The sequence below is a fragment of the Candidatus Bathyarchaeota archaeon genome, from assembly GCA_026014805.1.
GTDB lineage: Archaea > Thermoproteota > Bathyarchaeia > Bathyarchaeales > SOJC01 > JAGLZW01.
This window is the reverse complement of the sequence record JAOZHR010000029.1, coordinates 1-23,064: the sequence shown is the minus strand read 5'-3', so window position 1 is coordinate 23,064 and position 23,064 is coordinate 1. Positions and strand designations below refer to the sequence as shown.

Genomic DNA, 23,064 nt, shown 5'->3' with positions numbered 1-23,064 from the left:
GCTCCGAACGAAAGAAATTTCGAATAGTTCTGTCCCTCCGCCCACCTTTTCGTGTTTAAGGACTTGGTTGGTCGACGTTTTTCACATACACTACGACGGGGGATTCCCCCGAAGGTTCGGGGGATTCCGGTGGTTCTGGAAGCGAGGTGTCTAAGGATTCGCTGCTTGGCACAGGAAGTGTTTCTTCGATTTTTTCTTCGAGAGTTTCTTTTTGTGTTTCGCCTAGAAGCATATTGGATAATTTACCTTTTAGTGTTTCAAAGTCGTTCTTCTCTGCATTAATTCGTTTGAGTCCTCCTTTCACCATCTCTATAGCAGTTTGGTAGGATTCTTCATCGATTTGTCCTATCTCTCGTTCGATTTCCAGATTAATTAGGGCTGAATTGAGTTCTTTGACTCGTTGAGTGCAATCTTGGATTTCCTTCTCAACGTCTGCAATTGTGTCTTCTGCTTCTGTTTTTAACTGGGTCAACGCACCTTCAAAACTGGAGTACAAGTCGCTGTACATGTCTTCAGGAATCTTCTTCTTTTCGTTCAAGTCCTTTATGGCTTGGGTTTTCCGCCAAAGAAGCGGGATTTGGTTGCAGAAATTGTTGGCTTTCATTTTAAGTGGCGCAAATAGTACAACTTCATCGTTCTCTGTCTTTATTTGGTCGCTTGAATATTGTTTGATGTGACCATCCCCGTGTTCTATGAATACTCCGTTTATTCTTCCTCCTGGAGTAACCAGGAATGATGCCATTGTGCCGATGATGTGGCCGTATTCGTCCTTTACCGCCTTGCCGAGATAGGTAAAAAGGTTGGATGTCGATTCAGACATAGTGAATCACCTGTTCCCTGTGTGTCTAAGCTGTATTGGTGGAAGACTTTTCTCCAACTTGTGCGATTGCTGCAGGTAGCTCTGGGAATTTCTCTTTGATTTTTTGCTCTGCTACTGAGGATGCTTCCGCAAGGATTTTCTGAGCGTCTTCATTCGCAGATTCAAAGTTGATTGTCAATCCGCTGCTTTGACCAGCATCAATCATTATGCCGTTCAACATGTTTCCTATTTGTCCTAACTCTCTTTCGGCTTCAGGAAATATCGCTGACATGCCACTCTTTACACTGCGTAATACTCCAACTGCAGGAGCAAGTGTTGTTACAATGTCGCCGAGTTCGGAAACTGTTCTTAACCTTAGCACAATCTGCTCTAAGGCAAGCCTTCCATGCATTATCATTTCTTCCATCTTTCGTATTTCAGCAAGCTCGTTTGCGAAGACGTTTGCACGTGCCATGTCATGTTTTGTGTAGGCGTCAACTATTCTGGCGAAGATTTTCTTGTCTCGTCCTGAGAAGCGTTCGCCTGCTTGGTCAAGCCTTTGAACTTGAAGTTCGATGCGTCTGATCGCCGTGTCAAGTCGCGGTTTCAGAGGACCTGGTGGTTTCAAAGATTCCTTAATCTTAGTTGTGAATGGTTGCTGATTTGGGGCTTCTTCCCATCGTTTAGCAAATCTTTCTGACATAATTTATTTTACCTCCTTAAGAACAAGGAGGGTGTTAAAAGTGTATTATTACATTGTTATTATGCACTAAACACCTAGGTATATATGTGGCAGCATAGGCTATTTCAAAAGTGTTTTGGGCTTTAATTTCCACATTAACAGAGAAGCGCGGTTTGTTCGCCATTATAGACAGTTTTGTGTCAGTCAATCTAAAAAGGAGCTTTCTCGTAGTATGTCTAATCAAGGTGATTAATGTGGGTGACAGAATAAGAGTATTCGCCATGTTCGGGTTATTAGGCTTCGTTGCAGGAATTGTCGCTAACTTCACAGCAAAATACGCTATTCCATGGCTTACTATGCTAGTCTTTCCAAATATAGGATTGGAATGGGTTCTTTCAGGATTTGCCGGCGCTTTTCTGACAGTTCTATTGGTAACGGTTTGGGCTTATGTAACTGCTCCTTCGGAACCTTAAACGCAACTCAGTCCGCAACTTGGAGATTTTCCTTCTCCAACTTATCTTGGGACTCGCTATTTAAACAGCTTTTACTTTGCCAAAAGATTATGAACAAGTATGTTAATTTTTAGTGTTAGGTTTTAGTTTGAAGGAAGAAGCTCAAGTTTTCAAACTGCTGGCCAAGCCTATTCAAGATATTTTAGAAGAGCTAGGGCTTTCTGAACCCACAGAACCGCAGGTGAAAGCTATTCCCTTTGTTTTGAAAGGTAAAAATGTTCTCCTAGTCGCACCAACTGGAAGTGGCAAAACAGAAGCTGTTCTTCTTCCATTATTCTCAAAAATTCTCGAACGGCCAAAAAGACAGGGAATTTCAGTTCTCTACATCACTCCCCTTCGTGCCCTAAATCGTGACATGATAAAACGCTTGTCTTATTGGGCATTAAAACTCAACCTTTCCGTACAAGTTCGCCACGGCGACACCGAAACCAAAATTCGAAGAAAACAAGCAATTCAGCCACCAGACATTCTGGTTACCACGCCTGAAACTCTTCAAGCAATATTGCCTGGTTCACGAATGCAAAAACATCTTAGCCATATACGTTGCATAGTAATTGATGAGGTGCACGAGCTAGCAACAAGTAAGCGTGGAACACAGCTTTCGGTAGGTCTTGAAAGACTTGCTGAGCTGGCTGGAAGGAATTTTCAGCGGATAGGCTTGTCAGCAACTGTAGAAAGTCCTGAAAAAACTGCTAAATTCGTCGCAGGCACTGGCAGACCTATTAAGGTTCTGGGCATTTCGCTACCCAAAGGCTATTCATACACTGTTGAATACCCAACTCCTACAGATGTAGATTATGATTCTGCTCAGAAATTGAGAACAGCACCTCAAGCTGCTGCAAGAATTAGACATATGCTTGACCTAGTTAGAAAACATTCATCGACACTTATCTTCGTAAACAGTAGAACCAACGCTGAAATGTTAGGACATAGGTTTAGTTTGCTTACAGATGACATTGGGGTGCATCATGGGTCATTATCCAGAGAGGAGAGAATGCGAATTGAAGACGAATTTAAGGCAAATACTTTGAAAGCCATAGTTTGCACCAGCACTATGGAGTTGGGAGTTGATATTGGGCAAGTAGACTTGGTGATTCAGTATCTTTCTCCACGGCAAGTCGGCAGCTTGATTCAGAGAGTTGGTCGAAGCGGTCACCGCTTAAACCTCACGTCAAAAGGCGTCATTGTTGCAGCTTTTTCTGAAGATGTTTTAGAATCTTTAGCTGCAGCACAGAGAGCCCGTAAGGGACAGCTTGAACCCCTTTTGATTCATGAAAACGCGTTGGATGTGGTTGCGCATCAAACTGCGGGGATTCTGATGGACAAGGGAACTATTGGGGTTGATGAGGTTTTGAAGATTTTTCATCGTGCATATCCGTTTAGGAACCTCTCAAAAGCTAACATTTTAGAAGTTGCAAATTATCTACATATTCTGAGAGAAGTGAGACTAGAAGGCGAAGTATTGAAGAAAACTAGGCGAACGCGGGACTACTATTACCGAAATCTCTCTATGATACCAGATGAAAGACGCTATCCCATAGTTGATGTTCTCTCTGACCGAAGAATAGGCACTCTGGGCGATGAGTTTATGGCTCTGAGGGCCCGCGTAGGTCTAAGCTTCATATGCAAAGGCAAAGTTTGGCGTATCGTGCAAATAGAAGACGAAACGGGTACGGTCTATGTAGTTCCTTCAGAAGATCAGTTTGCGGCAATTCCAGGATGGGACGGCGAGATGCTCCCAGTTCCTTTTGATTTGGCTAAAGAAGTTGGCAGGTTGCGAGAAGAAATTGCAGAGGAATTGAAAAAGGGCGAGAGTGTCAAGCTGGCAGCAGAAAAACTCGCAGAAAAACTTGGAGTAGAGAAAAACGCGCTTATTGAATCAGTCAAAGAGATAGACGCATATTTGAAAGAAAACTTACCTCTTCCAACACATGATCGCATTCTTCTTGAAGCCTTCGACAAATACATTGTAGTTCATGTATGTTTTGGAGAGATTGTAAACCGTACTTTAGGTAGCATTTTTGACGCGATACTGTCTGACCACGAACTTATTGTGGCTTGGTGGAATGACGGATACCGCATCTTGATTGAAATGCCTCGAAAGGTCGAGGTAAAAACGCTGGAAAAAGTTTCACGGCTGCTTTTTAACTCGTCATCTAATAAAGTTGACAAGGCGTTTAATGAGTATGTTAGGGCACGCTTTCCATTCTCTTACAAAATGAAATTTGTGGCAGAGCGTTTTGGAGCTTTACCGCGAGGAAAAACTATGAGCATGGAGAGGATGACGGCGCTTCCTTCGCGGTTCAAGAAGACGCCGATTTATGACGAAACTATTCGCGAAGCAATGATTGAAAAAATGGACATTACGACAGTGAAGCGGATAATGAAAGATGTTAACGAGGGTAAAGTTAGAGTCAACGCGGTGCTTAGATTGGAAAAGCCTACGCCCTTAGCCTATCACATCTTTGCAAAATACTCCGAAGTTGCAGAGCTTATGGCGCCTGAACACATTGTTCTCAGCAACATAGAAAGAATGAAAAAGTCAACGTTAGCGAGGACAGTGAGGCTACTTTGTCTGTCATGTAGTAACTTGATCAAAGAAAGACGAGTTCGAGACCTTCCGGAGAAGTTAGTATGCAAAAAGTGTGGTTCTGGGCTGCTGGCGAAATTGATGCGGAGGCAAGACCCGCGTACTCTGCGTAGTTTGCTGGAACAGAGACGGGAAGGAAAGAAGTTAACTCCTGAGGAATTGGATGAGTTGGTATACGCGCGTCGAACTGCAGATCTGATTCTAAGTTATGGCAAGAAGGCTATAGTTGCTTTGCAGACTAAAGGTGTGGGGCCTGAAACAGCTTTTAGGATTCTTGGGAGGATGCATCCACGCGAAGACGAATTTTACATGGACCTTCTGAAGGCGAAAATCCAGTATTTACGGACTAAACCGTTCTGGGAGAAAAAGAAGAATCGGTAACCTCCCCTTTTTCCTTAGTGTGCTAAAATCCATATACTTAGAAGACGAATGTTTAGTTTGGCAAATTGAACTTTGAGCAGTTGTTTTCGGTTGCACAGTTTCTTGCAAGTTTAAACATATGCGATTTTCTTTTGAAATGGGGTGTGCATACATATGTTTTTAAGGCAAATAAGACACGTTCATTTGCATGGATATCGTCCTGCAGTTTAATCGAAATTGGTACGTGTTGTTCTCTGCTTTCCTATTGTCATGGTTAATTCTATTGATTTTTAGAAAAAGGTCTAAAGGTAGAAAGGAGGTCAAAGAGCAGCTCGTATTGGCTTTAGCTGGTTTGTTTGCTTTATTACTCATGGAAATCTTCGCTGTATCATTGAACCTTTGGCATTACATCCCTGGAAATTGGCCAATTATGTTGTGGCCAACATATTTTGCTGCAATATTATTTGGATATCAATTGCTGAGACTCATCGAAGGATTTTTCTCCTAGCAATCCTTTGGTTTGGGATTTTACGTTCTTGTTCCTGCACGCGCATATAAGACAGGATTGCTAGGCTCAATCTAGCGCAGTGTGCGCTCCTATTGATGCCATTTCTGGAAGAAGCGTGGCTGCTTTCGCACTTTCATGCATGTATTAATAATACATAGGAAAGTCCTAAGTTTTAGTCGGTTCAACGGATGATATTGACTAGTTGACACGAAGCCTTATTACACACTCGGCGGATTTTTTTTTGGAAACATTAAGCTGAATAGTGGTAGAGAAAGGAGGTTGTCTCCATCGTCGAAGAACTCCGAGGAAAAAGCGAAGCATTAATTTCAGAAAATTTTGGAGAGAGACCACTTGAACTGTCGCTTAGAAGAGACCGTCACGATATAATCGCGGAGATTCTGAAGACTGCTATGGAAGGAGAGAAGAAAACACATATAATGTACAAAGCAAGGCTGAGCCATTCTCAACTGAAGCTTTATTTGGAGCTTCTAAACAGAAGTGGCATGATTGTTAACAATAATGGAGTATACAAAACAACTCCAAAAGGTTTGACTTTTATCAGAGAATTTGAGTCTATCAACTTTCTTTTCCGTCAATAAACCTGCTTTGTTTCTAGGAACACCTATGCGTTTTTTATAGTATGGAACTCAATTGTGCGTAGAAGAGCTTTATTTCGCAATTAGAGAATCTATCAAAGTTTTCTCGTCTATTTCTGCTCTAGTCCGCCAATCTAGGTAAAGCTGTCCCTTCTCGTCTTGATCTACGTAGCCTGCTCGCATATAACGGTCTATATTAGCATCAACTCTCCAACCTGGCAGTTTATCCCGCAAAAGCATCTCCACCTCCTCTCTGGAGGCCTTCCCTTTCTTCGCTATTATTGTGGAAATAGTTACGGCCAAGCCTGCTATGTCATCAATGCGCCACCCCATCATCTTTGTCTCCTTTGGCGTAAGCCCTCCGCGCAGAGTTACGTAGAATCGTGCTCCATCCAACTGCGTCCTAGTTGGTTTCTCTGGTGGCTTTGTCTCTTCGAAAACAGTCTTCACCTGCAGGTCTAGATTTCCAAGATGGCTATTTAGTAAAGCCATGATTTTTGGATAGTCTACTCCTAATCTTTTCCTTAACTCCCAGCCTTTTACTCCAGGCTTTCTGTGACGTTTAAAAAAAAGCAGGTGAGTAGCTTGTTTTACTTTGGTGGCGTAATAGGTTTTCTTCTTCAATCTTTCACACCTTCCATCCAATTTTTCCAGTCTTCAACGCTTACTGGGATAGGCAGAGAAATCGCCTGCTTATTGCCCACTGTGGGAATGGGAGTTTTGTAGGACCTAATGTAGACCATTTCTTCTAACCTGTCTACCTCCAGCGTTGCGTAACCATATGTAACGAGAAAACTTGTCATGTATGCACGTCTGACTGTTTCTTCATAGGTTTTGGCGCCTATAAAATCCCAGTAATCGATTTTCTCTTCACCCATCGTTTTTTGTTTGAGTTCTTGCCAGAACATTTCCAGTTCTTTGGAAAACTCTTTTTCAGTTATGATATGCTGTTTCAGTAGTTCTTCGCGTGTTGTGGTTCCAGTTTCTGCCTGTAGCCCTGCTGTTTCTTGCCATCTTTCGTTAAGTGGAATTAGATTTTGCCAGTATTTGGTTGCCTCCATTAGGCTGTGGGGCGAAATTTGTTCGAGTTCCACTATTGGGTGCCAACTTTTGAGGAATATTGTGCCAATTTCTTCTTTTGACAGTTTTCGAAGCTTTTCTTCTATTAGGAATGGATCTGTGTAAAGTGATGTCGAGCGGTGTTTAATCCATTCGCTTTGATGCTTAATGGCCGAGGCTAATTCGTGTATAGCCTCTGCGTCTAGGCAGAGTTCTTCTGGGTTTTCCCATTCTGGAAAATACTCGTGGATGATTGTAAGTACGTGGTCTACGTCCACTAGAAATGGGTCTAGTCCCCTCTCTTCAACTGAGCGGCATGAATCGATGATGCGTTGAAGATGCTCTCTGCCCAGCCGTTTCTTTTGCCTTTTTGTTGACAACTAGACAGCCTCTTTCACTCTAGATGCGCCTTCAACATTCTGCACTGTTATGATGTGGATGTCTTGTATCGCAAAGGTGATTTGGCTTGGCGTTATTATTAAATACTGCGAGTTTAAGCCCTTGACTGATTCTATGAGAAGATTAGCTATTATTTCACGGTTTTTCGGGTCCATGTGGACGTCATATTCGTCAATTGCGCGGAAAGGAGACTGCACATGCTGCTGTAAAGCTAAGAGAAAGCTCATGGTAGCCATGCTTCTTTCCCCTCCGCTCTGAGTGTAGGCGTCCAATGGGACTGGTTGGGCGCCTCTAAAGCCTACAAGCACTTCTAGCCCAGCGGCTTCTATATCATGGCCATTGATCAAATGAATCTCACTTGTAGCTTGAGCTTGCGACAAAATTCTCTGGTATTGAAGACCTACGTGGTCAAGGAGACTTTGCATGACTGTGTGCCATGCTTCTATTCGAGTATTAACTTCTTCCAAGGTTTTTTCTCTGTTTTCTGCTACTGTTCGTGCTTTTTCTTTTAGGTCTAGGTAGAGTTTGGAGTAGGACTCATACATGCGTTCGATGTCTTCTGAAACGTCTCCAAGGGCTACAAGATAACCATCAGTCAACCGAATTTCGTCTAGAATTTCATTAACATGTTTTGTTGACGCTATTCTGGAGCCAGTTTTTTTTGCCTTTTCTACAGCTTCTTCATATTCCCTTGTTTTGGTTTTCAATTCTCTGCGAAGCTTTTGAAGATGTTTTTCGATGTTCCGTTTCCTGTAGTTTAATAGGGCAGCGTCAATTTTCGAGTCTATGATTTGGTTAGTGTGGTCTTCAATTTCTTTTGTAGCAAATTCTGTCTTCATTCGTGTTTCTAAAAGATGTTTGTCGGTTTTTTCAAGCTGTTCATTGCAGATTTCCTTTTGTTCTTTCAGGTTTTCGCTCTTTTGACTATGCTGTTGGATCCACATGTTTTCAAGATTTTTGTATATTATTTTTATCTCTGCAAGTTTTTTCATGTAGTCGTTTGGATTTTGTTGTGTGCTGATTGATGTTTCCAGCTGCTCAACCATGGCTATGCATTCGCCTATTTTTTCGCAGTTGTTTTCCAATAGTTGGCTCATTTCTTCTAGGGCTTGAGTTCTTAACGAAATGAAAGCTTCGTTTTTCACTTTTTCTGTTTCTATTGATAGGCGTTCCTGAAAGAGTTTTTGCCACTGTGATTTTGCTTGTTCCAGCCTTAATTGCAGCTCGTCAAGTGTAACCTGCAATGTTTCTGTTTTGTTTTCGATTTGCTGGAGTTCCCTTTCCTCTGTTTTAAGCAGATTTTCCAGTTCGTCCATGGACGTCTCTTTTTTCAAGGCTTCTGCCCACGCAAGTTCCCTTTCAAGAAATCGCCTTTTTATCTGCAGTTGTTTTTTTTGCTGGTAGCGGTCATATTGTTCGCGCCAGTAGTTCAGCGTTTGTTCAGCTGATTCGAGAAGCTTGCTTACCGACTCTTCTTCGCTTAATATGTGGCTTAACTTTTTTCTTGCTTGCCAGACGTTTCTTCGGTAAAGTTCTAAGCCAACAGCTGCTTCAACTATTCCAAGTTTTTCCTGAGGGGAGAGAACTGTAAACTGTTCAGTCATGTTTTGATGCATAATAATCAAGAGGTTGTCGGGTTCTACGTTGAATTTCGCCAGCAGTCTTTCAACTTCTTTCTTTGTTGCAGCACGATTATCGAATTCAAACCAATACTTTCCATCACGCCTTAATCCGCGAGTTAGGAAGATTTGGTCTTTGTTAAATCTCTTAACTGGGCGCTTGCCTTTTCTCAGAGAATTGTCTAAGACAATTGTTACTCGTGCCTGATCTTTTCCCCATCTTATGAGGTTGCTTAGTTTTCTCGAGCGTTCAGTGTAAGATTGACCTAATGCTACTGAGATGCCTAAGAGTATGGATGACTTTCCTGCGCCATTTGGCCCACAAATCACGTTTACGCCTGATTTAAGGGGTATTCTGGCGTATTCGTAGGACATGAAGTTTTCGAGGATTACTTCATGAATCAACATTGTTGTGAGGCCTTCTTGTAGCAGTAGATAGAAACACATTTTCTCCTATTAAAGGAATTACATCAAGTTTTGCGCAATTAGGGGTAATGGCCTACTTCCGTTTTCTAAAGAGTTTGTATGCATCAAAATCGGTTACAAACTCAAAGCCTGCCTCAACCAACTTCTTAGCTTCCTCAACATTCTCTGCCACTTTGCAATTGTATTCGTGTTCTGAAAAATCTATGAGCTGTGTGTAAAGCATTGTGCTTTCGATACGTTTGTGTCCAAGAAGTTTCTTAACATAAAGAATGTCTTTGGTTTTGTGGTATTCCATAGTTGCTTTCGGGTTCTAGCCACAACATATTTCAGTTTTCGTAATATTAGGAAAACAACAATTTGACTTAAATTCCAAAAACTGTATTATTTATCCAGTGTCAAGATATGAGCAACAAGTTATCATCGAAAGATTTCATTACTTTGGCAAGGGCATTCTGGAAAAACCACTTGGAGGTAAAATATCAAAACCCAGATGCTTGGATAAGCTACTTGACGAAATAAGATTCTCTAAAACCTTTTGGCACAGTTTTGTCTTGAACAGCAATTGTAATATTGCTTCATAAAGGTAGATCTAGCGATATTACGCCGCGATAGGCACTATGGTTTCAGCAATTTTCCTTCTTAATTTGGCGTAGTTGTCTTCAGTCTTATTTTTTAGCAGAACTATTTCTGAGTGTAATCTTTGTTTGGATTCTGGTGCCAAATCTTTCGATTTTACGATGTCTCTTTCTATTTTGTCTATTTCCTTGTCTATAGAGCGCCTCATTTCTTCTGTTTTCTTGAGAGAATCTAGCTTTATTTTTTCAATTTTGCTAACGTTGTTGCGGACGTCTTTTGCTCGTTTGTTCAGTTTTTCTTGCATTTTGTTCAATTTCTTTCTGTATTCTCGTTCTGAAGTACTGCCCATTTTCCTTAACACGGCTCCAAATTATCGTCTGTCGCAATACTTAATAAAACTTACGCCTTCCGAATAAGCAAAATACGCACAAACCAAGAACCACCACCATTCTAACCTCCAATAACCTTCAATAAATGTCACAAATTCTCCTATTACAACCCTTAATCACCTTTAATTCTAGCATTAAATATTATCAATTCATATCTGGAGTGTATTAGTTGCCTGTTTGGAGTAAAATGAAATCTGGAGCACTAGAAACGTCGCACATACACACTTACGACAATACCGTTCCAAAAGAACGACAAACACATTTTGACTCAAAAATAAGCAGTTACGGCTTTTCGCAAACCTAAGTTTTAAATCTTGAAACCCATCTATAAATAGAGTAAAATGATTAATGGTGAAAAATCATGTTGAATGAACCCAAAACACCCAGAATTCTAAGACCCCTTCCCAGAGATAAGGCCTTTTACTTCTTCACCTCAATAGGAAACTATACTGGAGAAAGTGCCGCGTCTTTAGAAGAGTTTGTCAAGAAAATTCTAGATATAGACATCAAATCTTTGGAGTTTCACCTTTACAGAAAGGATTTTGAAAAGTGGATTACTGAAACACTAGAAGACAACATTTTAGCCAGCAAAATCAAACAACTCGAGGAATTAAAACCAATAGGAATAGACCTCAGAGACCGACTTTACCTAATTGTCTCAAAGCATTGCGAAAACCTCAAAAGCCCACATCCACCTTCAACTCCAGCAACCTTCACGAAACCCAAACCCACTCGAATAATGTTCGGGAAAACGCAGTCGCAAGGAACTGTAGAGACTCGAGTCAAAGAATAAACAGATCATTTCGCCTCAACTAAAGAGGCCATCTGCACGTCACATTTCCGTTTTGCCAAAGTAGTAAAGAGCAAAATTTGGAATAATTCTCCTATAAAACCCGGAGATATTTCATTGTTTCTCGTTGGAATAATGTGGCTCGCAGCTTCATCTGATGTTGGATAGTAAGTCAGTGTTGTGTTGTAACGATTTGGATGATAGAGTTCTATTTGGTGATTTATCTTGCTTATAGCACCTTTAATGGTCTCGGGATTCTCAGCGAGTAAACGTTGAAGCAGTTGTATAGTAAAGGAGTCAGTATAGCTCGCTTCTACCCAACTAGTCCACCCTATAACAACTTTAGCGCCTCTTCCGACTAATGCTTCTGCCATAGTCGTCTCGTTAAGACTATTGCATCCCATCAAAATAATTACGCAATTGCTGTCAAACAATCCGGTCATGCTTCGATCTACAAACGTAGGACCAATGGCAAAATACCATTCATCAGACGAATACATCTGAGCCTTACTGATCTGCCTATCACTCGCTAAATCAGTATGTCGGTCTTTACTAAAGCTCTCACTCGTGAACAGATCAACCCAATCTGTGTTATCTCTTACTGCTGAGTGAGCCCTCAGAATTGTTATTTTGCCGCCTTTAGAAGGAAGATCTTTGTAAAACTTCACATTGACATCGCTACCGGAATAGTATTTCACATCAAACCCTGAAGCGTTCAGTATTGAAGTGCAATTAGCATTAAAAATTTGGTTTGCCAATTCTTCTTGCACAACTAGTTGGTCTATTATGACGGCTGTCCAATTTTCTGTGTGATGCTGAAAAAATAGGAAATATACGACAAAAATAGCCAAAAGAGTAGTAGTGATCAGAACAACACCAGTTAATAATTTTCTGTTTAAACCCTTTTTACCTGTCTTGCGTTTCTGTCTATTTGCCATTGACACCACAGCCTAATTAAAGGCAAGTATCTAAGATATCATATATCTTTCGAAATTCTTTAACTTTCTCCAACGCGCATAGAAATTTTAGCTTTCACCCAGTTTCTTTAACTGGTTTCTATAAGTTTTCACTATTTCCTTATCTGTTGTCGCATCTTCTGCGGACTTGTCAAATCTGTAGTTTCCAGTGAATCGGGGAAATCTTATAGCCAACCCGCTTTCTTTACGAATCGCATCTATCGCACATGTGTGAACTGGGCTTAACGTAATTTCTGCTCCGAGAACCTCAATCACAACAGCGGGTTCAAACCATACATCTGCTTCAAGCATCGACTGCACCCTCGGATGCTTGTGAGGAATCTTATGTTTCTCCATTATTTTCGGTAGTCTCTTCAAGTCTTCATCGGTAAAGCCGGTTCCGCATTTTGTTACTGTTTCAAACGTGTCTTTGTCAGGGTTATAAGCCGTTAAGAGTAATGCTCCATATGTTCCTGCACGTTTTCCTCTACCGTGAAAAGCTCCTACGACTACTAGGTCCACGGTGTCGGTCATTTCGCTTTTGTAATCCCGCTTATATTTTATCCACATCCACCCTCTCGCACCCGCCTGATAGATCGAGTCTTTGGCTATTGATTTACACATGAGCCCTTCGCAACCACTTTCCACGGCTTTTTGAAAGAACTTTTCCATATCTTCAGCGTTGTCTACGATGAGAGACTCTGCAGTTTTCGCGCGGGTGTTCTCTTTGATTATCTGCTCAAGTTTTCTGTGCCTAGCCGAATAAGGTTTCAAAGTATAGTCTTCTCCGTCGGCATATAACACGTCAAACATGAAAAGCGAAACAGGATATTCTTCCATTGCCTCTTTGATGCCATATTTCCGTCTGCGATGCATCAATTCCTGGAAGGGCTTCATTTCGCCAGTGTCTGAGTCCACGGCAACACATTCCGCCTCAATGATAGCGTTTTTTGCCTTGACATGTTTCTTGAAAAGCTCTACAGCATCGGGATACTGATTTGTGATGTTCTCTAGGCGTCGTGAAAACAAAGTAACTTGCTCTCCTTGTTTGTGAGCTTGCACGCGCTCCCCGTCATACTTGAACTCTGCCATACATTTACCGTTAAGCTTCTCTAAGATTTCTTCAGGTGAACCCAGTCGTTCTGCGAGCATTGGGCGTATAGGTTTTCCAAGCGACACCTTAATTTTTTCAATGCCCTTTATCCCTTTCTTTGCAACTATCTTGGCTACCTTTCCAAGATCTGAAGAAATGTTGTAGGCTCTTTCTAATGCGTCTCTTGCCTCCTTACCGCCTCCATAGGCGATTGCTAATGCGTCTAAAACGGTCATGTCAGCGATTCCTAGTCTGAGGCTTCCGGTCACTGTTCTTATGATGTATTTTGCCTCTTTTGGAGTAGCACTTGTCAACAGCCCTGCGAGAAGGCTCAGCTTTCTGTCCATTGAACCTGTGCCGGATGTCCTCGCCATCCTGTCGAGTGTATCGTAAACTTTTTCAACTGTTAAGGGCGTTCCTTTGAAGAGTGTTGCTTGAGTTTTTTTTGCAAGAAATTTTTGGGCAGTTTCACCTATGTCTCCTGTTTTCGCAAGGTCTTCCCCGGTTTCTTTCTCACTTTTGCCTGTCGCCTTTGCAACAGCTTGAATAGCCAGCTTTTCAGCTATGCCTGTCTGAATGTCAACAAAGTCAGGGTATAATTTTCCCTGTGTAAGGTAAACAACTTTGTCTATAATGTCTTTCGCGGTGAGCTTAAGAAGTTCCACCAGATAATCAGTCATCTCAAGTCTTTTGGTTGTGGCATCAATTTTTTCATAGCAATCCGCTATCTGAGAGAACTTCAAATAGACTTCCTCTGGTTAACTTCACAAGGCAAGCTATTAAATCTAAACCATCCTGTGCGATGCATGCCATAAATATAGTTGACCAGTTCAAAACGTTTCTAGATGAACAATCTCTTGGATATGTCTTCTTCTCCGAGGTGTCGGTTTTTCTGAGGGGTGTCCAACTGGAATTATTGCAACTGGTCTCACGTGGTCAGGGGTGTTTAAAGCTTTTCTTACGATTTTTTCTCGAAAAGCCCCAACCCAACAAGCACCAAGTCCCATGGCATAAGCTGCTAATAACAGGTTTTCTGTAGCTGCAGCGGTGTCTTGTATGCAGTAAAGGTTCGCCCCGCGTTGTCCATAACCTTGGCTAGAACGCACTTCGTTTGCACAAACCACTATTACAACTGGGGCTTCTTCAATGAAAGTTTGGTTTAAAGCGGCGGCTGAGAGCTGCTTCTTTATCTTAGGGTTTCTCACTATAACGAATTCCCAGGGTTGAATGTTGCCTGCTGAAGGTGCATGTCTTGCAGCGTCAATAAGCCATTCAACTTGTTCTTTAGATACTATTTTTCTTTCAAAAGCGCGGATGCTTCTTCTGTTTCTTATGGCTTCGAACACATCCATCATTTTCAGCCTCAGTGCCATGCTATATTCTTATGGCTGTCTCGACAACTAGCGCGCGCGGGTTCACCCATAATTAGAATGATGCTTTTTGGCGGGAGGCCCCCAAGCGTTCCGTCTAGCCCCTTTGCCAGTGTTTTCATAAGCTCCATGTTTTTTCCTCGCTGGAGTTGAGTGAATGTGTTATATAAGTTGGAGAATATTTTACTTTCTAAATGAAATGAGTATCTTGTGGTGAAATCGGATGGGAAAGATTCCAGTAACAAAGCTTCTTTACTATGGTGATGCTTATTTGCGTGAGTTCGAAGCCAAAATTCTTCAAGTTGCCAGAGACAATGGATTGGTAGGCATAATTCTTGAGAATACGACCTTTTATCCGACTGGTGGGGGTCAACCTTCAGACAAGGGCATGATTGAAGGAGAAAATTGCAGGGCTGACGTTGCAGAAGTTCAATGGAATAGAGGTCGGATTTTGCATCTAGCGGACAACATGGTTGGTGAGATTAAGCAAGGTGAAGTGATTAAAGGGGTCATTGACTGGAACCGTCGGTATTCTTTGATGAAAAACCACACCGCAGCTCATTTAATGGCAGAAGCAGTAAGATGTGTTCTTAGCAGTCCTGTAAAAATCGTAGGTTCAGGACTTGATGTCGACAAAGCGCGTCTAGACCTAGCTTTAGCAAGTTCGTTAAGGCCAATGTTTCAAAAAATTGAAGACGTTGCCAACAGCATGGTTAGAGAAAATAGAGCTGTCGAAATAATTATTATGAACCGTGATGAAGCAGAAAAATATGTTGAGAAATTTCATGAAAACCTGAAAACACTTCCATCCAACATTTCACAAGTGCGGATTGTTGAGGTTAAGGGTTTACATGCGTGTGCTTGCGGTGGAACACATGTTAGAACCACTGGTGAGCTTGACTTCATAAAGATTCTGGGGCGTTCTTCTAAGGGAAAAGGCGTAGAACGATTGGAGTTCAGAGCGCAAAATCCTTAAGCTTGAAAACACCTCATTGCCTTTGGATGATGAGCGAGAGAGTCATATGAGCATTGCTGTGATAAAGCTCTCGACGGACGATCTGACACGAATTCTTTGCCACTAGCTAGTTGTGAATAAAAAAGTGTTAATAAGGACTGGCTGAAATAGTTCAGAGATTGCAAAAAGCGTCTAGGATTGCTTGCTAATGAGTGAATTACTAGACTGGTTCCAAAAACATCGAGAGACTAATGCATTAAATACAATGCGGCGCCACCTTACAACAACAATGTCCATTGTAGACGACTTGGAAAAAGCAGTGGAAGCAGCTGTTTTGAGCAAGACAAAAGAAGCAAAATCGCTTATTGACAATATTACAAACGCTGAAAGAGAAGCAGATACTCTAGGGAGGAACTTTATGGACGAGTTGGCTCAGGGCGAGTTGCCCTCTTCAGATAGGGAAGACTTGATGCATCTGATGAAGCGAGTGGATATGGTAGCAGATTGGTGTAGAGAAGCTACAAGGTTGCTAAATGTACTTCCAATGGAGGAGGTTCCACAGAGTTTGAAGAAAGCCTTTATAGAAATGGCTAAAGGTCTCAAAGAGTGCGCTTTATCGCTTCAAAGAAGTATCAATAAAATGGTCATTAAGCCAGAAGATGCTTTGAAGGCAGCTGATGAAGTAGAACGACATGAAGAGAAAGTTGATGATTTACATGAGAACGCTCGTCAACTGCTCGTTGAAGAGGCAAAACTGAAAGCGGGAATAGCCGTTTTAGCAAGCCAACTCTTCGAAGCAATTGAAACTGTGGCTGATTCTTGCGGAGATGATTGCGATCAAACCAGAATTATTATTGTTAGACGTTGACAGGAGGGAGAAAAATATGACGAAAATTCCTATTGAAATCTCGGAGTTGCGCAAGAGTGTCGATGGTGACACGGTGAAAGAACTAGCCGACTTCCTTGAAGAAAAACTAGAAGAGATAGAAGTTGATATGACTGGCAGCGAAATAATCTTAAGCTATGAAGAGGAAGAGAAGCCGTTTTCTCGGTCCTATCTGCGAACTCTTCTTCGCAAGTTTCTACACAAGGCAGAATTGAAAGAATTTCGGGTAATTGCTGGAAAAGAAAATGCTTTTGTTATCAAAGAGAAGAAGCTGCGCATCGAAGAGTAGCATCATCTTATTCTTCTAATTATTCTCCTGCTGCTACTGAGAAAATTCCCACAAGCACCAGAACTGCGCCTAAGACGAAAACTGGCGTAGGGAATTCTGCAAAGATTGCGATACCTAGAAGAACTGCGCCCAAGGGTTCAAGAAGTGCCATAGTGGCAGTTTCGAAAGACTTGAGGTTGGATAGTGAAGAAAAATAGAGGGTGTGAGCTACTGCAGTCGGGAAGATGCCAAAGCCTACTAGTAGTAGAAGCATTCCTGAGCTGTCTGAAACTTCAAAGGTTGTTCCAGTCAAGACTGTTGTTGCGCCGACGGTAAGAGCTGCTGCCAAGTATATGAAGAGCATGGTTGGCAAGAGTGGAAGCTTTCTGCGTTTTTCTCTGCCATAGTTAAGGTAGAAACCTTCTGCAACGGCTGCCAAAGTGGCTTCTAAATCTCCTATCAAACTAGCAGTATCTCCCGCCATAGCATCTCTATAAGCTATGAACCCTGCCCCGATGAACGAGAATATTACACCTGCCAGAGCCAGTTTTGACGGTTTTATGCGGTAAAGGAATGTGGATATTATCATGGAAAAAATAGGCGTTGTATTCACAAGTACCGTTGCATTCAAGATGGTTGTATCTTTCACCGCCGAAACGAAAAGGATGAAATGAACGCCCAGCAGCAGCCCGAGTACAAGAAAATGTTTAAGGTTCTTCCGAACTAGACTGGTGTCTAGTTTTCTCCTAAACGCTAATATTATGAAAGCTAGTGCTGCTGAGGCTATCATCAGCCGCCAAAGAGCTATTGAAAAAACGTTGATATCAGTTAAAAGGCGGATGAATATTGCCCCCGTGCCGAAAAGTGTGCCTGCTGTAATGCCTTCTAACAGGGCTAGTTGTCTACCTCTTTTTACCATATGACAACGCCATGATTATTCTTAAGCGACAACTTTGCTTACATCAGCTTCCTTAGCCAACCTTATTATGTGCTCAGCTTTTTCTGCAAAAGCTTCATTGTGGGTGACTGCGATTATCTGCTCTATAGCTTTGAGACGTGCGATTGCTTCCGCTAAGCGGTCAACGGAACGGTCTTCCCTACCGAGACTTTCTGTGGGTTCGTCCAACAAGAGCATCTGCAAGCCGTGTCCTGTTCGTGCCTGCATAATAAGCTGACCCAGAGCAAACCTGTAGGCGAACGCTAGAAGGGTGCGTTCTCCACCGGAAAGATAAGAGACTTCCCGTTCATGGCCTTCTTGGCTTTTAATAGAGGGAGTGTAGGTTTCGTCAATGAGTGCGATCAACGCAATGTCTTCTTCGCCTACAAGACTGTCTAACACTTGCTGAACCACTCGTTCCAAGATTCTGACAAACTCCGTTCGCAGCTGGGGCTGTATGCCTCTATAAGCATCGCGAATTCCATCAAGGATTTCCAACAATTTCTCTATTTTTTTCACTCTTTCAATCTTTTGCTGAGCGTGCATAACCCGTTCGCGAAACTCTTCAATCCTAAAGGAGGTATCCTTTTTCCAGCTTTCACTGGATTCGAGCCTTGTTTTGATTGTATGATATTGCTCAGATGTGGTTTTATGGAGGCTCCGTGCATTTTCCAGTTCTGATATGTCGAATTTTTCGATTTCTTTGCGGGCTTCTTCAAGCTGGGTCCTAAACATTTTTTCTCGCAATTGGTGTTCTTCAAATTCTTTTTCCAGTTTCTCCTTGGACTCAATCTCTTCAAGAACACGCGTTTTTACGTCTTGAATTCTGGGAGTATATGATTGAAAGTCTAAAACTGCTTTGTTTGCAACGTCTCTTAGTTTTTCCAGTTCGTGAATGTTTTTCTTCAGTTCTACGAGTTTTCCTTCTCTTTCCGCCTTCTCTTCTTCGATATGTTTTAGCATGTGTGCTTTGTAGTCTTCTGGAAGAGGCTGTAGACAGAGTGGGCACTTGCTTTCGGCTGCGAGGTTGGAGACTCGTTGCTTGGAGACTTGGTTTTCTTTTCTTGCCGCTTCCTGTTCAGCTCTTATGCTTGTCATCTGCTCATCAAAGGAAGTTAGTTGGTGTTTTAGTTCTTCAATTGTCAAATCTGAAGCCAGACCGATTTCTTGCAGCTTTTTTCTCTGCAAGTTCAGCTTTGCTTTGAAAGCTTCCAAACGCTGCTCCAATTCGCCAATAGTCGCTATTTTTCTTTGAATCTGATTTGCAAGCCTTGCACACATGTCTTCGCTGTTTACGGTGTTTGTTTGAAGCTCAGCCTCTTTCCTTAATAATTCCTCAGTTTGTTTTCTCAGTTGTTCAAGGTTCTGAAGTTGGGTAGATGCGGCTTGCAAAGCCGTTTCTGCTTCTTGCAGCCCGTTAGTCAAGTTAAGAATTTCATTTTCAAGATTTGAGAATTCTTCAACAGCTTTATGATACTCAGCCTCAAGCTTCTCTATTCCTAGAACGTCAAAGTCCTTCTCGTAAGCCTTCTTTTCACCCTCGTATTCTCTTTGAATTCCACGTATGTTGTTCCACGCCACCTCGTAGTCGCTTAATCCAAACAGCTGGTCTAACCGTTTCTGCCGTTCTCGAGGAGCTATATCCAATAATTCCTTAAGATGCTCCTGCCTAACCCACACAACTTCACGGAAAATTTCCTTATCTAGCCCCGTTATGCTTTTCAACTGCTCCGCAACAGCTTCATTTCTCATGCTGGCGATTAAATTGTCTTCTTCGTAAAACTTCAGGTGCTCCACGTCTTGGCCTATCCCCTTTCCACGTCTCTTCAATCCCCTTTCAATGCGGTAGGTTCTACCATTCAATAGAAACTCGACTGCCACCTTTCCCGAATTTTCTCCTTCACGTAAAAGATAATGATAGCTTCTCGTCAAAGGGTCGCCAAACAAAGCAAAATCGATAGCGTAAAGTATGCTGGATTTGCCGGTTCCTAGACCCCCAACTAGGCAGTTAAACCCTTTCTCAAAGTCAATTCTGGATTTGGCATGAGAGCGGATGTTTTCCAAAGTTATGGCTTTAATTCGCATCTGAATGCGCCTCCAACGCCTCCTTTACTTTGCCTTCATCTTTCCGAGTTAGCGGTTCGATGATGTTTACTGAAAGGCGCGCAATTTTCTCAGCCTCGTCTCTTGAGTAGCGCTCAGAAAATATCTGAAGAAAATATTCAAAAGCTTTAGTTTTCAAGTCCTTAAGCTCGCCTTCAAATATTGAGCGCACAACCGCTTCTGGCACCTCTGCCTCATTTAATCGAATGATTGGATGGACTAGAAGTGCTTTTTCTGCCGCATTCCTAATTCGAGCAATGTCTATCTGGCTTCGGTTGGCTTCAGCGGGCAGAACTCCTTTCAAAACGGGAACAATAATGGCGCCTTCTTCATCGTTTTCTTTAACTCGGTGAGCCGCGATTTCGCTAATTTTCGCCGGAGTCATGTGGGAATAATCGTTTTTCAAGATCACAAAGCGGCGGGGGCTCTCTAGTTTTGTGTGTTGAAGTTCAGCTTTGCCTTCCTCGTCTACTTGCACATAATAGAAGCCTTTCTTTAGCTTTGCATCATCATAATAAACAGTCTCGGTAGAACCACTATAGGCTAAAGTACCAGTCTTGAATCTGCTTTTAAATGGCTTGTGAACGTGTCCACCCGCGTAATAGTTGAAACCTTCTGGTAAAAGTTCAGGCGGAGCTTCTGCTTCCATTTGTGGTGGCTTGACGCTGGGTAAGTCTAGCGCCATGTGGAAAACGAATATGTTAAACAACGCGGGGTCGGGTGATGGCTTATTTTCCTCGTAGAAAAGCGGAAGTTGTTCTTCCGTTTTTCGTCTGGTTCTGTAGTTCGGAATGCCGTAGATGTAACATTTTTCGTTTCGCCAACAGGCGCCTTCGTGACGAGGCAAATAGTACAGTAGGCCCGCCGCATCCAGCGGGTTAAGAATTGTGCTTGTTATTATGTTTGGCGCAGCATCATGAGAACCGTCAACAACTAGGATTGGAATATCTACGTCTCGAAGTCGACTAAAGTTTTTGATTGCAGCCTCTAACGTGACGTTGCTGGGCCTTGCATGGTGGAAAATGTCTCCAGCGATTATCATGAAGTCTGGTTTCAACTCTAGTGTCTTGTCAACAACTTCTTTGAAGGCTCTATTGAAGTCTCTACGCCTTACCTCTAGGTTATATTGGGTATAGCCCAAATGGATGTCCGCCACGTGAACAAAACTCAAAGGCTTCAACTTTCGTTCTTCTCCTTTCTCTTAGCGATGTTGTTTCTTTTAAGTGTAAGAGGGAGGTGAAAATATTTTTCTCGCTTGTTGATTTATCTATTTTGCTGAGGTCTTACCAAACCTTTAAATCTATTTTCGTTGATTTTTAGGTAAATCTGGCAACAGTTTCATTTATGGGGGGAGTTACTTGGTGAAAGGGCTTTTTAAAAGAAAAAAGAAGGAAAAACTAGAAGAGATACAACCTGAAAAAGTGGAAATAACAGATTTGGAAAAAATTTGCGCCGACGACAAAGAAGCGTGCACTGCTTTGAGGCATACGATGTTCCTTGATCCACGAAAGATTCAAGCGACGTTGGAAGATGCTGTGAAAAAAGCGGCGGATTTTGAAAAGAAAGGAAATAGTGGATCAGCAAAGGTGTGGTATCATATTGCTGGCGGGCTGGCGCTTTGGAAGGGTGACGCTGCAAAGGTGAAGCAGTATTTTGGCAAGTGTGCGAAGTTTGCTCCTGAAATAAATTATGAGTTGATTATGAGGATTCCTGAGAGAGCGGTGAAGAAGGCTCAAGAATATTACCAAAAATTTTTGAAGTAGAGCTGCCCTGTTTCTAGTGGTTAGGTTTATTAGATGTATCTAGGTTTTTCTTTGTTGCCGGGGTGGCCGAACGGTTCAGGCGGCAGCCTGCAGAGCTGCTCTATATGGGTTCAATTCCCATCCCCGGCTTTCTGGTTTTGTCGAGTGTGTTTTCTCGGCACAGTGACTAGACCGTCCTATTAGGCTCCAAATATGTGTTTGTCGCTGTTAGCAGAGGATTTGTGTTGTTTACGATTCTCTTCTTTTTTGATGGGGAGAAATGTTTTATGTGGCTTCTGAGTTTGGGGGATATTTTCATTGCGGTGAGGGTTCAAATCTCTCCCAACGCACTTGAACAGGTATTATTAAAGCTAAGAAAGAGCCGAATCACGTTACGGGGCTCTGGAATATCCCTAATTCTTGATTACTAGGATTGGCAAAGTTCAAATTCTTCTTATTCTCATCTAAGTTAGTGGAGAAGCGCTGTGATGAAGACTATGGAATTTATAGACTTGAGAAGCGACACGGTAACCTTGCCCACCGATGAGATGCTGGAGGCGATCAAAGCGGCTGAGCTCGGTGACGATGTCTTTAGAGAAGATTCTACAGTCAACAAGCTTGAGATTATGGCTGCCAAAAAAATGGGCAAAGAAGCAGCGCTGCTTGTGGCTAGCGGAACCCAAGCTAACTTGGTCTCTTTGCTGGGTAACACAAAGCGTGGAAACCTCGTAATACTGGAAGCTGAATCCCACATTTACTGGTATGAAGTTGGAGGACTATCCGCGATAGCAGGCTTACTACCTTGGCCAGTAAGAGGCGACCTCGGAATCTTAGATCCAAAAGATATCGAAGCGGCTATGAGGCCGAAGAACATTCACTTTCCAGAGATGGCGTTGATCTGCATCGAGAACACCCATAACAGGTATGGCGGTACAATCACCACCCCTGACCAAATAAAGGCGGTTAGTAAAGTTGCTAAAGCCTTTGGTTTAAAGCTTTACATGGACGGTGCAAGAATTTTCAACGCTGCAGTAGCATTGAAGGTTGACGTAAAGGATTTTACGAGACATGTTGATAATTTGATGTTCTGCCTGTCTAAAGGGTTAAGCTGTCCCATAGGATCGATCGTCGTTGGAACTGACGAGTTCATAGAAAAAGCCCGAAAGAATCGAAAAATCCTCGGCGGAGGAATGCGCCAAGCTGGCATAATAGCAGCCCCTGGAATAGTTGCTCTCGAAAAAATGATTGACAGACTAGAAGAAGACCATAAAAACGCGAGGGCATTGGCTGAGGGATTAGCTCAGATAAATGGTATCTCAATTGAGCTAGAGAATGTGCAGACAAATATAGTTCACTTCGACGTAAGCGAATTACCAGTCACCTCAGAGCAATTCGCTTCAAAACTGAGAGAAAATGGGGTACTTGCACTACCACGAGACAAGAAACGAT

General features: G+C 42.3%; 21 protein-coding genes and 1 tRNA gene. 9 read left to right on the top strand and 13 right to left on the bottom strand.

Annotated elements, in window-relative coordinates; genetic code table 11:
• Nucleotides 1-55 precede the first annotated feature (55 nt).
• Both NWE91_07880 and NWE91_07875 read right to left on the bottom strand, forming a co-directional pair.
• On the bottom strand, nt 56-820 hold the full coding sequence (locus NWE91_07880; protein MCW3986307.1) for a CdvA-like protein: 765 nt from the start codon (nt 818-820) through the stop codon (nt 56-58).
• Nucleotides 821-845: 25 nt separating this feature from the next.
• The gene (locus NWE91_07875; protein MCW3986306.1) at nt 846-1,502 is read right to left on the bottom strand and encodes a Snf7 family protein; all 657 of its coding nucleotides are present in this window, start codon (nt 1,500-1,502) and stop codon (nt 846-848) included.
• Between the two features lie 152 nt (nt 1,503-1,654).
• Here NWE91_07875 and NWE91_07870 point away from each other — a divergent pair, with 152 nt between their 5' ends.
• Entirely contained in the window at nt 1,655-1,954 is a 300-nt protein-coding gene (locus NWE91_07870; GenBank protein ID MCW3986305.1) for a hypothetical protein, read from the top strand.
• A gap of 127 nt (nt 1,955-2,081) precedes the next feature.
• Nucleotides 2,082-4,964, top strand: coding sequence for a DEAD/DEAH box helicase (locus NWE91_07865; protein ID MCW3986304.1), 2,883 nt, complete (start codon nt 2,082-2,084; stop codon nt 4,962-4,964).
• A gap of 1,155 nt (nt 4,965-6,119) precedes the next feature.
• On the opposite strand, the gene NWE91_07860 is transcribed toward NWE91_07865, so the two are convergent.
• The 5 genes from NWE91_07860 to NWE91_07840 form a co-directional block, all read right to left on the bottom strand.
• On the bottom strand, nt 6,120-6,671 hold the full coding sequence (locus NWE91_07860) for a hypothetical protein (GenBank protein MCW3986303.1): 552 nt from the start codon (nt 6,669-6,671) through the stop codon (nt 6,120-6,122).
• Entirely contained in the window at nt 6,668-7,486 is an 819-nt protein-coding gene (locus tag NWE91_07855; protein ID MCW3986302.1) for a hypothetical protein, read from the bottom strand. The genes NWE91_07860 and NWE91_07855 overlap by 4 nt, the downstream gene beginning before the upstream one ends.
• On the bottom strand, nt 7,487-9,532 hold the full coding sequence (locus NWE91_07850; protein ID MCW3986301.1) for an AAA family ATPase: 2,046 nt from the start codon (nt 9,530-9,532) through the stop codon (nt 7,487-7,489). It abuts the gene before it with no gap.
• Nucleotides 9,533-9,623: 91 nt separating this feature from the next.
• Nucleotides 9,624-9,845, bottom strand: a complete 222-nt coding sequence (locus tag NWE91_07845) for a hypothetical protein (protein ID MCW3986300.1) — start codon at nt 9,843-9,845, stop codon at nt 9,624-9,626.
• Nucleotides 9,846-10,148: 303 nt separating this feature from the next.
• Nucleotides 10,149-10,475 carry a hypothetical protein gene (locus NWE91_07840; GenBank protein MCW3986299.1) on the bottom strand — a complete coding sequence of 109 codons (327 nt, stop codon included), beginning with the start codon at nt 10,473-10,475 and terminating at the stop codon, nt 10,149-10,151.
• A gap of 401 nt (nt 10,476-10,876) precedes the next feature.
• Here NWE91_07840 and NWE91_07835 point away from each other — a divergent pair, with 401 nt between their 5' ends.
• Nucleotides 10,877-11,308 carry a DUF5752 family protein gene (locus NWE91_07835; protein ID MCW3986298.1) on the top strand — a complete coding sequence of 144 codons (432 nt, stop codon included), beginning with the start codon at nt 10,877-10,879 and terminating at the stop codon, nt 11,306-11,308.
• 5 nt (nt 11,309-11,313) lie between these two features.
• On the opposite strand, the gene NWE91_07830 is transcribed toward NWE91_07835, so the two are convergent.
• The 3 genes from NWE91_07830 to NWE91_07820 all read right to left on the bottom strand — a co-directional run bounded on the left by NWE91_07830 (nt 11,314) and on the right by NWE91_07820 (nt 14,706).
• The gene (locus tag NWE91_07830) at nt 11,314-12,243 is read right to left on the bottom strand and encodes a hypothetical protein (protein ID MCW3986297.1); all 930 of its coding nucleotides are present in this window, start codon (nt 12,241-12,243) and stop codon (nt 11,314-11,316) included.
• Between the two features lie 87 nt (nt 12,244-12,330).
• On the bottom strand, nt 12,331-14,097 hold the full coding sequence (locus tag NWE91_07825; protein MCW3986296.1) for an ATP-dependent DNA ligase: 1,767 nt from the start codon (nt 14,095-14,097) through the stop codon (nt 12,331-12,333).
• An 87-nt stretch (nt 14,098-14,184) separates the two neighbouring features.
• The gene (locus NWE91_07820; GenBank protein MCW3986295.1) at nt 14,185-14,706 is read right to left on the bottom strand and encodes a nitroreductase family protein; all 522 of its coding nucleotides are present in this window, start codon (nt 14,704-14,706) and stop codon (nt 14,185-14,187) included.
• A 241-nt stretch (nt 14,707-14,947) separates the two neighbouring features.
• On the opposite strand from NWE91_07820, the gene NWE91_07815 reads away from it, so the two are divergent.
• The 3 genes from NWE91_07815 (at nt 14,948) to NWE91_07805 (ending at nt 16,854) form a co-directional block, all read left to right on the top strand.
• Entirely contained in the window at nt 14,948-15,700 is a 753-nt protein-coding gene (locus NWE91_07815) for an alanine--tRNA ligase-related protein (protein ID MCW3986294.1), read from the top strand.
• A 187-nt stretch (nt 15,701-15,887) separates the two neighbouring features.
• Nucleotides 15,888-16,547 (top strand): DUF47 family protein, encoded by a 660-nt coding sequence (locus NWE91_07810; GenBank protein MCW3986293.1) that lies wholly within the window; start codon nt 15,888-15,890, stop codon nt 16,545-16,547.
• 16 nt (nt 16,548-16,563) lie between these two features.
• Entirely contained in the window at nt 16,564-16,854 is a 291-nt protein-coding gene (locus NWE91_07805; protein ID MCW3986292.1) for a 60S ribosomal protein L22, read from the top strand.
• A gap of 19 nt (nt 16,855-16,873) precedes the next feature.
• Here the strand turns inward: NWE91_07805 and NWE91_07800 are convergent, their stop codons facing one another.
• The 3 genes from NWE91_07800 to NWE91_07790 are packed head-to-tail and all read right to left on the bottom strand — an operon-like array spanning nt 16,874 to nt 21,053.
• Nucleotides 16,874-17,752 (bottom strand): DMT family transporter, encoded by an 879-nt coding sequence (locus NWE91_07800; GenBank protein ID MCW3986291.1) that lies wholly within the window; start codon nt 17,750-17,752, stop codon nt 16,874-16,876.
• Between the two features lie 21 nt (nt 17,753-17,773).
• Nucleotides 17,774-19,855 carry an SMC family ATPase gene (locus tag NWE91_07795; protein ID MCW3986290.1) on the bottom strand — a complete coding sequence of 694 codons (2,082 nt, stop codon included), beginning with the start codon at nt 19,853-19,855 and terminating at the stop codon, nt 17,774-17,776.
• Nucleotides 19,845-21,053 (bottom strand): DNA repair exonuclease, encoded by a 1,209-nt coding sequence (locus NWE91_07790; GenBank protein MCW3986289.1) that lies wholly within the window; start codon nt 21,051-21,053, stop codon nt 19,845-19,847. The genes NWE91_07795 and NWE91_07790 overlap by 11 nt, the downstream gene beginning before the upstream one ends.
• 178 nt (nt 21,054-21,231) lie before the next feature.
• Between NWE91_07790 and NWE91_07785 the strand changes: the two genes are divergently transcribed.
• The 3 genes from NWE91_07785 to NWE91_07775 form a co-directional block, all read left to right on the top strand.
• Complete coding sequence (locus NWE91_07785; protein ID MCW3986288.1) at nt 21,232-21,636, top strand: hypothetical protein; 405 nt, start codon at nt 21,232-21,234, stop codon at nt 21,634-21,636.
• A 56-nt stretch (nt 21,637-21,692) separates the two neighbouring features.
• Nucleotides 21,693-21,765 (top strand) — tRNA-Cys (locus tag NWE91_07780).
• 338 nt (nt 21,766-22,103) lie between these two features.
• Nucleotides 22,104-23,064, top strand: a 961-nt coding sequence (locus NWE91_07775) for an aminotransferase class I/II-fold pyridoxal phosphate-dependent enzyme (GenBank protein MCW3986287.1), incomplete at its 3' end; no start/stop codon positions are given.